General features: G+C 71.3%; 9 protein-coding genes and 2 pseudogenes. 6 read left to right on the top strand and 5 right to left on the bottom strand.

Annotated features, from left to right (window positions below; genetic code table 11):
• Positions 1-156 (top strand): annotated as a pseudogene (locus A9W96_RS31820) (oxidoreductase); the annotation flags it as partial.
• A gap of 7 nt (positions 157-163) precedes the next feature.
• Here A9W96_RS31820 and manA read toward each other — a convergent pair.
• The 4 genes from manA to A9W96_RS25900 all read right to left on the bottom strand — a co-directional run bounded on the left by manA (position 164) and on the right by A9W96_RS25900 (position 4421).
• A complete protein-coding gene (gene manA, locus A9W96_RS25915; protein WP_067144146.1) occupies positions 164-1390 on the bottom strand; it encodes a mannose-6-phosphate isomerase, class I in 1227 nt (408 codons plus the stop codon).
• 8 nt (positions 1391-1398) lie between these two features.
• The gene (locus A9W96_RS25910; protein ID WP_066868500.1) at positions 1399-2511 is read right to left on the bottom strand and encodes a TobH protein; all 1113 of its coding nucleotides are present in this window, start codon (positions 2509-2511) and stop codon (positions 1399-1401) included.
• Complete coding sequence (locus tag A9W96_RS25905; protein WP_066868498.1) at positions 2508-3914, bottom strand: phosphomannomutase/phosphoglucomutase; 1407 nt, start codon at positions 3912-3914, stop codon at positions 2508-2510. Before A9W96_RS25905 ends, A9W96_RS25910 begins: the two co-directional genes overlap by 4 nt.
• A gap of 63 nt (positions 3915-3977) precedes the next feature.
• Positions 3978-4421 carry a DUF3499 domain-containing protein gene (locus A9W96_RS25900; RefSeq protein WP_197497961.1) on the bottom strand — a complete coding sequence of 148 codons (444 nt, stop codon included), beginning with the start codon at positions 4419-4421 and terminating at the stop codon, positions 3978-3980.
• Between the two features lie 188 nt (positions 4422-4609).
• Between A9W96_RS25900 and A9W96_RS25895 the strand changes: the two genes are divergently transcribed.
• The gene (locus A9W96_RS25895) at positions 4610-5032 is read left to right on the top strand and encodes a metallopeptidase family protein (RefSeq protein ID WP_066868494.1); all 423 of its coding nucleotides are present in this window, start codon (positions 4610-4612) and stop codon (positions 5030-5032) included.
• 68 nt (positions 5033-5100) lie between these two features.
• Here the strand turns inward: A9W96_RS25895 and A9W96_RS25890 are convergent, their stop codons facing one another.
• Positions 5101-5439, bottom strand: a complete 339-nt coding sequence (locus A9W96_RS25890; RefSeq protein ID WP_066868492.1) for a WhiB family transcriptional regulator — start codon at positions 5437-5439, stop codon at positions 5101-5103.
• A 390-nt stretch (positions 5440-5829) separates the two neighbouring features.
• Here A9W96_RS25890 and cofD point away from each other — a divergent pair, with 390 nt between their 5' ends.
• From cofD to A9W96_RS25870, 4 genes and pseudogenes are all read left to right on the top strand, one after another.
• Positions 5830-6831 carry a 2-phospho-L-lactate transferase gene (cofD, locus tag A9W96_RS25885; protein WP_067144144.1) on the top strand — a complete coding sequence of 334 codons (1002 nt, stop codon included), beginning with the start codon at positions 5830-5832 and terminating at the stop codon, positions 6829-6831.
• Positions 6828-8177, top strand: a complete 1350-nt coding sequence (locus A9W96_RS25880) for a coenzyme F420-0:L-glutamate ligase (RefSeq protein ID WP_067144142.1) — start codon at positions 6828-6830, stop codon at positions 8175-8177. Before cofD ends, A9W96_RS25880 begins: the two co-directional genes overlap by 4 nt.
• A gap of 28 nt (positions 8178-8205) precedes the next feature.
• Positions 8206-9792, top strand: coding sequence for a class I SAM-dependent methyltransferase (locus tag A9W96_RS25875; RefSeq protein ID WP_067144140.1), 1587 nt, complete (start codon positions 8206-8208; stop codon positions 9790-9792).
• Positions 9789-9965 (top strand): annotated as a pseudogene (locus A9W96_RS25870) (NUDIX hydrolase); the annotation flags it as partial. The gene A9W96_RS25875 and the pseudogene A9W96_RS25870, both read left to right, overlap by 4 nt.

The raw sequence follows: 9965 nt of genomic DNA, 5'->3' as shown, positions 1-9965 counted from the left end.
AGCCTCTATATGGTTCCGCCGCCGCGGATCATCGGCCGTGCCATGGCGCACAATCTGCGGCTCTGGCTGGGCGAGCGGCGTCAGGCCGCCAAAGAGCGCGTGGCGATCGCGAGCGCGGCGCAGCCGGGCGAGGCGGGTCGCCACGATCGGGCCTAGGCCCCCGTCACAACCCCACCGTCGCCCTGAACAACTTGGTGGGTTGGTGCGCGACCAGCCGGATCGGGGCGTCGTCGGCCGCGACCCAAGCGGCCATCCCCCGCTTCAGCGTCAGCGAGCCGGATTTGCCGTGCACCGTCGTGCAGCCCTGGCTGCACAACAGGATCTGCGGGCCGTCATGGCTGCACGTCGCGTCCACCTCGTGGCCGACGTACTCGTCGTCGAGCTGCAACAGGGCGACGGCGAACTCGTCGGTCGGCGTCTCATAGATCAGGCCGAAACCCTCGCGGCGGATGGTCGGGCGCAGCTGCTCCTCGGTGGTGGGCGCGAAGTCCAGCACGCGCAGCAGCTCGGGCACGTCGACGTGCTTGGGGGTCAGCCCGCCGCGTAACACGTTGTCGGAGTTGGCCATCACCTCCACCGCGAAACCGCGCAGATAGGTGTGCAGGTTGCCGGCGGAGACGAAGATGGCCTCGCCCGGGGCCAGGGTGATGCGGTTCAGCAGCAGCGCCGCCAGCACCCCGGCGTCGCCGGGATAGCGCTCGCCCAGCTCGAGCACGGTCTTGGCCTCGGCGGCGAATTCGGTCGCCCCCGAACTGAGGTACGCGATCGCGCCGTCCAGCACGGCGGTCACCAGCACGTCGATGTCGGGTTGCGGCGCGGTGATCCACGTGGTGAACAGCGCGCGCAGGCCATCGGCGTCGGACTGGTCGTTGAGCAGGTCGATGTAAGGGTCCAGGTCGGAGACGGCCAGCGCCCGCAACAGCTCGACGGTGCGCGAGGCCTGCCGGAAGCCGGCCAGCGCCTCGAACGGGTGCAGCGCCACCAGCAACTCGGGCTTGTGCGACGTGTCGCGGTAGTTGCGCACCGGTGAGGTCAGCGGAATGCCGACCCGCTCCTCGCGCATGTAGCCCTCGGCCGCCTGGGCGGCGCTGGGATGGGCCTGCAACGACAGCGGCTCGTCGGCGGCCAGCACCTTGACCAAAAACGGCAGCACATCGCCGAATCGGGCCCGCGACGCCGGCCCGAGCTGTCCCTCCGGGTCCTCGACCAGCGCCTCGAGCAACGTGATTTCGCCGTTGTCGGTCTCGAGCCAGGCCGGATCACCCGGGTGCGCCCCAAACCAGAGTTCGGCCTCGGGGTGCGCCGCCGGCACCGGTCGTTCGGTGAACTCGGCGATGGCGGTACGCGAACCCCAGGCGTACGTTCTCAAGGCCCCGCGAAGCAGTTCCACTGTTGTATCTATCCCCGCACCAGTCGCATATAAACCGCGGCCATTTCCAGTCGGACGGCCAATACTGCCAGTTGCTGCTCGGGACTACCGGGGCCCCCCAGCGCCGGCGAAACGCCGTAACCGGCCGAGCCGCCGGGCCCGTCGGGCACATCCTCGGCGGCAAGCAGGTAGACGTTGTCCAGGCCGGCGGTGCGGGCGGCGACGCCCGGCTGCTCGGCCGCCAGGACGACGGCCAGTATTCGCAACCGCTGCGGCAGCGGCCCGTCGATCTCTTCGTCGTGAAAGAGGGCAGCGTCGGGATCGGTGAAGCCGTCCCCGGAACCAGCCGACGCCGCGGCGTGCAGGGCGACCAGCGCGTCGGCCAGCCCGGTGGCCGGCGTCACCTGGTTGGCGACCCGCAACAGCACCGAGCTGCCGTGCCGGGCCAGCGCCAGCGTCGCGGCGCCATCACCCGCCAGCGCGATCTGGCGCTCGGCGATCCGCGCGGCCAGCAGCTTGGCCGGGTTGGTGAACAGCTCCCGGGCGGCGCTGTTGCGCAGCGCCTCGGCGTCCAGCTCGTCGGCGAGCAAGCCCAGGTCGACGGTCGGTCGCGGGTCCAGGGCGTGCACCACCGCCAGGCCGGCGGCCAGATACCGGCACAGCCCGAACTCGTCGGGAACCCAGAGCCGGGGCGCCAGCACCGCAGCGCCCCCGGCGGTGGCGTCGCGCAGCGGGCCCTCGTACGGCGCCGCCACCACCACCCGGGCGCCGCGGCGCAGCCCGGTCGCGGCCGCGGCGGCCAGCGCCGGATCGCCGGGATCGCCGCCCGCGACGATCAGCACGTCGAGCGGGCCCACCCACGGCGGCGCCTCGCCGGCCAGCACGAAGGGCTGCGACGCCGCTCCACCCAGCGTCGCGGCCAGCATCGTCCCGGCGCTCTCGGCCGTACCGCGGCCGGCCACCCAGATGACGCTGCGCGGGCGATCGTCGGCGCGCAGCGGGTCCAGCGCGCCCTCGTCGACCGCGGTGGCGATCGCGCGCGCCTGCGCACCCGCCGACGACGCCGCGCGCAGCAGGCCGTCGCGGTCGGCCGCCAGCAGGCCCTCGGTGTCCTCGAGATTGACCGCCCGGGTGGCGTTCACGGCGCGGCCTTCGCGCCCGACCCGTTGGCCGAGGCCGCGCTGATCTCGTTGCTGATCTGGGCGACCACCGCGGCCACGTCCTCGGCCGTGCGCGCCTCGACGTTGAGCCGCAGCAACGGCTCGGTGTTGGAGCTGCGCAGGTTGAACCAGCTGCCGTCGCCGAGGTCTGCCGTCACCCCGTCGACGTGATCGAGGGAGTGGATCCGGGTGCCGAATGACTTGAGCACCGCTTCGGTGCATCGCGCGGCGTCGGCCACCGTGAAGTTGATCTCGCCGGAGGATTCGTAGCGCTGGTAGTCCGCGGTCAGCTCCGACAGCGGGCGGTCCTGCTCGCCGAGGGCTGCGAGCACGTACAGCGCCGCCAGCATCCCGGAGTCGGCGCCCCAGAAGTCGCGGAAGTAGTAGTGCGCCGAATGTTCGCCGCCGAAGATCGCGCCGGTGTCGGCCATCAGCGCCTTGATATAGGAGTGCCCCACCCGGGACCGCAGTGGCGTGCCGCCGCGCTCGGCGACCAGTTCGGGCACCGCGCGCGAGGTGATCACGTTGTGGATGATCGTCGCGCCGATCTCGCGGCCCAGCTCGCGGGCGGCCACCAGGCTGGTCACCGTCGACGGCGACACGGGGTTGCCCCGCTCGTCGACCACAAAGCAGCGATCGGCGTCTCCGTCGAACGCCAGCCCGATGTCGGCGCCGGTCTCGCGCACGAAAGCCTGCAAGTCGGTCAGGTTGGCCGGGTCGAGCGGGTTGGCCTCGTGATTGGGGAACGTGCCGTCCAGCTCGAAGTACAACGGCTGCAACGTGATCGAGCCGATCGGGCCCAGGACCGCGGGCGTGGTCAGGCCGGCCATGCCGTTGCCCGCGTCCACGGCCACCCGCAGCGGGCGCAGCCCGGCGGTGTCCACCAGCGACCGCAGGAACTGTCCGTAGTCGGCCAGCACGTCGCGATCGCTGACGGTGCCGGGGTCGCCGTCGTAGCCGTCGACGCCGGCGATCACGTCGTCGGCGATAAGCCGCAGTCCGGTGTCGGCACCGACCGGCTTCGCCCCCGCCCGGCACAGCTTGATGCCGTTGTAGGCCGCCGGGTTGTGGCTCGCGGTGAACATCGCGCCGGGGCAGTCCAGCAGCCCGGAGGCGAAGTAGAGCTGATCGGTGGATGCCAGGCCGATGCGCACCACGTCCAACCCCTGGCGTATCACGCCGTCGGCGAACGCGGCGGCCAGCGCGGGCGAGCTGTCCCGCATGTCGTGGCCGATCACGACCTGTCCGGCGCCCTCGGCGCGCATCAGTTTGGCGAAGGCTGCGCCGAGATCGGTGACCAGCGGCTGGTCGAGCTCTTCGCCGACCAGCCCACGCACGTCGTACGCCTTGACGACACGGTGGACTGTCGCGGCGGGCCGAGACATGCGGGACTCCTGACGACGTGAACTCTTGGCCGTCAGCCTATCGGGCCACGAACCAGAGGCTAGCTAGTCGCTGGGATCGGGCAGCACGCGCAGATGCCCGCGGCGCCGTCCGGACCGATGCTCGGGCGGTGCGAGCACGCTGCTGCTGGGCGCGGTGGCCTGGGCGCCGCCGTGCTGGATGTGCGCATCGGCGAAGCCGTTCACCGGTGTCACGGCGTACGGCGCGGCGCGATTGCTTCCCTCGCGCACCGCGTCGGCGAGGGCGACAAGGTCGTCCTCATCGGGGTGGGCGGGCTCGGCGAGCAGCGGGCCGGCATGGCGCACCAGCTCCCACCCGCGCGGGGCGGTGATCCGGCCGGCGTGGTTGACGCACAAGTCCCAGGAATGCGGTTCCCGCGCGGTCGCCAACGGACCGACGACTGCCGTCGAGTCCGAATAGACGAACGTCAGGGTCGCCACGGCGTAGTGCGGGCACCCGGGCCGGCAACAGCGACGGGGAACGTTCACGAGCGAAAGGCTATCGTGCGCAAACGCCCCCGAAGCGCCGGACACGCGCAACCGACCGGCCCTCGATGTGCAACCGTTACCATCGGCGCGTGGGCGATTCGCGCAGCTCCCCGCGAAGAGATCGGTTTTACGACGGATCGGTGCCGCGCCGAGCCGCGACCCATCGACTCTTTCGCCGCGGGCGCGATATGCGCGGCCCGCTGTTGCCGCCGACCGTGCCGGGCTGGCGCAGCCGCGCCGAGCGGTTCGACATGGCGGTGCTGGAGGCCTACGAACCCATCGAGCGGAGCTGGGCCGACCGGCTGGGCGAACTGGACGTGGCGGTCGACGAGATTCCGCGCATCTCGGCCAAGGATCCCGACAGTGTGCAGTGGCCACCCGAGGTGATCGCCGACGGGCCGATCCCGCTGGCGCGCTTGATCCCGGCCGGCGTCGACATCCGCGGTAACTCCACGCGGGCGCGAATTGTGTTGTTCCGCAAGCCGATTGAACGACGGGCGAAGGACACCGTCGAACTCGGCGACTTGCTGCACGAAATCCTGGTGGCCCAGGTCGCCATCTATCTCGACGTTGAGCCGTCGGTCATCGATCCGACAATCGACGACGAATAGCTTTTCCGCTGCGTCGCGCGTGGAGCGCTGGAGGCTTAACGCTCAGCGCGCGTTGCAATCAGCGTGCGTCAGATTATGCCGCGCTTGAGGCGGCGGCGCTCGCGTTCGGACAAACCGCCCCAGATGCCGAAGCGCTCGTCGTGCTCGAGGGCGTACTCGAGGCACTCATGACGCACCTCGCACCCCAGGCAGATCTTCTTGGCCTCGCGGGTGGAACCACCCTTTTCGGGGAAGAAGGCCTCGGGGTCGGTCTGGGCGCACAGCGCCCGGTCCTGCCACTGATCGGCGGCCGGCTCGGGCATGGGCTCGGGCTCGAAAGCGATTGGGGCATCAGGGACCACGGTCAAATGGGGCCGAGCGGGGCGGTCCAGTGCCGGGTCGATGTCAGTGTGCGGCGTGCTCGCCATGGCGCCTCGAAAAGTTTCGTAAGACATACGGTCGTCCGCCTCCTCAGCTTGATTGGAGAGAGAGTGATTGGTTTCCCACTGTTCTGATGTACAGACAATTCGAACAAGTGATCGAATCTCGGTCTGCGACACCGGAGTCGGCCGGCCAACCGGGAAATGACACTGTTGTGATTAGACACGGGTTGATCTGCCGGGTCAAGCACTTCGGCGCATTTCCATACCATCTCGTGATCGAATTTCGGCGTTTCTGTTGTCTTGCGCCTTCGGCGTGTCGATCACACAGCCCTCAACTTTCCCACACGTTGCCCACAAGCGCTGGGGAACCGCAACTTTGAGGCAGCCCCGACGGGCCCGCCACGGCACGCTCGCCGGGCAGTACTGTCGTGCAATGTGAAGGTCACCGTTCTGGTCGGTGGGGTTGGCGGCGCCCGCTTCCTGCTGGGGGTTCAACAGCTGTTCGGGCTCGGTCAGTTTCAAACGCAACGGCGTCCGGACACGGAACCCGGCAGTCACAAGCTGACGGCGATCGTCAACATTGGCGATGACGCCTGGATCCACGGACTGCGGGTCTGCCCCGATTTGGACACCTGCATGTACACCTTAGGTGGAGGTGTAGATCCGGAGCGAGGGTGGGGTCACCGCGACGAAACCTGGCACGCCAAAGAGGAATTGGCGCGCTACGGGGTGCAGCCGGACTGGTTCGGACTCGGCGATCGGGACCTGGGCACCCACCTGGTGCGCACCCAGATGCTCAATGCCGGCTATCCCCTCTCGCAGATCACCACCGCGCTGTGCGACCGCTGGCAGCCCGGCGCGCGGCTGCTGCCCGCCAGTGACGACCGCTGCGAGACCCACGTGGTGATAACCGATCCCGACGACGGCAGCCGGCGGGCCATCCACTTCCAGGAGTGGTGGGTGCGCTACCGGGCCCAGGTGCCCACCCACAGCTTCGCGTTCGTCGGCGCCGAAAAGGCGACCGCCACAACCGATGCCACGGCGGCCATCGCGGACGCCGACGTCATCCTGCTGGCGCCGTCCAACCCGGTGGTGAGCGTCGGCGCCATCCTGGCGGTGCCCGGCATCCGCGGCGCGTTGCGCGCGGCGCGCGCCCCGATCGTCGGCTACTCGCCGATCATCGGAGGAAAGCCGTTGCGCGGCATGGCCGATGCCTGCCTGTCGGTGATCGGGGTCGAGTCCACCGCCGAGGCGGTCGGCCGCCACTACGGCGCCCGGCGCGACACCGGCATCCTGGACGGCTGGCTAGTGAGCGAGGACGATCGCGCCGACATCGACGGCGTGGCGGTGCGCTCGGTGCCGCTGGTGATGACCGATCCCAAGGCGACCGCCGAGATGGTCCGCGCCGGACTGGACCTGGCGGGGGTGAGCCCGTGACGCGCGCCGGCGAGCACGGCAGCGCCGCCGCGATCGAAATCCTGCCCGTGGCCGGGCTGCCCGAATTCCGGCCCGGCGACGATCTGGGCGCGGCGCTGGCCGCCGCCGCGCCGTGGCTGCGCGACGGCGACGTCGTGGTGGTCACCAGCAAGGTGGTGTCCAAGTGCGAGGGCCGGCTGGTGCCGGCGCCGCGCGATCCCGAGGAGCGCGACCGACTGCGGCGCAAGCTGGTCGACGACGAGGCCGTCCGGGTGCTGGCCCGCAAGGGCCGGACCCTGATCACCGAGAACCGGATCGGCCTGGTGCAGGCCGCCGCGGGCGTGGACGGGTCCAACGTCGGGCGCGACGAACTGGCGCTGCTGCCGGTCGACCCCGACGGCAGCGCCGCGGCGCTGCGCGCGGCGCTGCGCGAGCGGCTGGGGGTCGAGGTCGCCGTCGTCATCACCGACACGATGGGACGCGCCTGGCGCAACGGCCAGACCGACGCGGCGGTGGGCGCGGCGGGTCTGGCTGTGCTGCACGGCTATTCGGGGGCCGTCGACCAGCACGGCAACGAGTTGCTGGTCACCGAGGTGGCGATCGCCGACGAGATCGCCGCGGCCGCCGACCTGGTCAAGGGCAAGCTGACCGCGATGCCGGTCGCGGTGGTGCGCGGGCTGTCCGTGACCGACGACGGGTCGACGGCGCGGCGGCTGTTGCGGCCGGGCACCGAGGACCTGTTTTGGCTCGGCACCGCCGAGGCCCTCGACATGGGCCGGCGCGAGGCGCAGCTGCTGCGCCGGTCGGTGCGCCGGTTCAGCGCCGAGCCGGTGCCCGCCGACCTGCTGGAGGCCGCCGTCGCCGAGGCGCTGACCGCGCCGGCGCCCCACCACACCCGCCCGGTGCGGTTCGTCTGGCTGCGGACCCCGGCCACCCGGACCCGGCTGCTGGACCGCATGAAGGACAAGTGGCGCGCCGACCTCGCCGGTGACGGCCGGCCCGCCGACTCAATCGACCGCCGGGTGGCGCGCGGCCAGATCCTCTACGACGCGCCCGAGGTCGTCATCCCGTTCCTGGTCCCCGACGGCGCCCACTCCTACCCCGACGCCGCGCGCACCGACGCCGAGCACACCATGTTCACCGTGGCGGTCGGTGCGGCCGTGCAGGCCCTGCTGGTCGCGCTGGCGGTGCGCGGGGTGGGCAGCTGCTGGATCGGCTCGACGATCTTCGCCGCCGACCTGGTGCGCGCCGAGCTCGACCTGCCCGCCGACTGGGAGCCGTTGGGCGCCATCGCCATCGGCTATGCCGCCGAACCGGCCGGGCCGCGCGATCCGGCGGACACCGGTGATCTGCTGATCCGCAAGTGATGCCGGATTGTCGAAAGATACTGAGCCCATGACGTTCGCGGGCAAGGCGGCGGCCACGGCCGACAAGCTCCGCGGCGGCTACTACACCCCCGCGCCGGTGGCCCGCTTCCTGGCCGGCTGGGTCCGCGAGGCCGGGCCCAGGATCGTCGAGCCCTCCTGCGGTGACGGCGCCATCCTGCGCGAGCTGGCCGGCATGAGCGACGAGGTCCGCGGTGTGGAGCTGATCGCGGGTGAGGCGGCCAAGTCGCGCCGGTTCGCGCCCGTCGACAACGCGAGCCTGTTCGGCTGGCTCGCCACCGCCGAACCCGGCGGCTGGGACGGCGTCGCCGGCAACCCGCCCTACATCCGATTCGGCAACTGGCCCGCGCCGCAGCGCGATCCGGCGCTGGAGGTGATGCGGCGCGAGGGCCTGCGCCCCACCCGGCTGACCAACGCCTGGGTTCCGTTCGTGGTGGCGAGCACCGTGCTGGTGCGCGACGGCGGGCGGGTGGGTCTGGTGCTGCCGGCCGAGCTGCTCCAGGTCACCTACGCCGCACAGTTGCGCGAGTTCCTGCTGAGCCGATTCCGCGAGATCACCCTGCTGACCTTCGAGCGCCTGGTGTTCGACGGCATCCTGCAGGAGGTCGTGCTGTTCTGCGGCGTGGTGGGCCCCGGCCCCGCCCGCATCCGCACCGTGCACCTGCGAGACGCCGACGCGCTGGCGCGCGCGGACCTGGACGCCGAATGGGCGCCCGCGCTGCTGCACGAAAACGAGAAGTGGACCAAGTACTTTCTGGACCCCGCCGCGATCGGGCTGCTGCGCGAGCTGAAGGGTTCCGGCGCCCTGTCGAAGCTCGGCTCTTTCGCCGAGGTGGACGTCGGCATCGTGACCGGGCGCAACGCCTTCTTCACGTTCACCGACGCCCGGGCCGGGGAGCTGGGGTTGCGGCCGCACTGCGTCCCGGTCGTTTCGCGCAGCGCCCAGCTGTCCGGGCTGATCTATGACACCGATTGCCGGATAAGCGATGTCGCCGCCGGGCACCGCAGCTGGCTGCTCAACGCGCCGCCCGAGCCGGCCGACGCCGCGCTGAGCGCCCACATCCGCGCCGGTGAGGCCGCCGGGGTGCACCGCGGCTACAAGTGCTCGATCCGCAAGCCCTGGTGGCGCACGCCGTCGCCGTGGCAGCCCGACCTGTTCCTGCTGCGCCAGATTCACCGGGCGCCGCGGCTGACCGTCAACGCCGCGGCGGCCACGAGCACCGATACCGTGCACCGGGTGCGCCTGACCGCCGGCTCCGATGTCCCCGTCGATCCGGCCGCGCTGGCCGCGGTGTTCCACAACAGCGCGACGTTCGCGTTCGCCGAGATCCTGGGCCGCAGCTATGGCGGGGGCGTTTTGGAGCTCGAGCCCCGCGAGGCCGAGCAGCTGCCCATTCCGCCGCCGGCGCTCGCCGATGCCGGGCTGGCCTGCGACGTGGACCTGTTGCTGAAGGCCAACGAGATCGACAAGGCGCTCGACGTCGTCGACCGGCGCGTGCTGATCGACGGCCTGGGCCTGCCGGCCGAGGTGGTGGCCGGCTGCCGTGCGGCGTGGGCGTCGCTGCGGGACAGGCGCAATCGGCGGGGGTCACGATGAGCGTCCGGGAGTCGGCGATCGCGATGCTGTCCGGCTGGGATCCCCCGGACGCGGCCCAGGACTCGGTGCGGCACGCCGTGCTGGCCTTCGTGCACGCCCGCAGCGATGCCTGCCGCCGCGAGTGCGTGCCCGGCCACGTCACCGCGTCGGCGCTGGTGCTCGACCACTCCGGC

The organism is Mycobacterium sp. 1245852.3, from assembly GCF_001669335.1.
GTDB classification, from domain to species: Bacteria; Actinomycetota; Actinomycetes; order Mycobacteriales; family Mycobacteriaceae; genus Mycobacterium; species Mycobacterium europaeum_A.
Note: the sequence above shows the minus strand (reverse complement) of the source record. Positions and strands in the feature narration are given on the sequence as shown.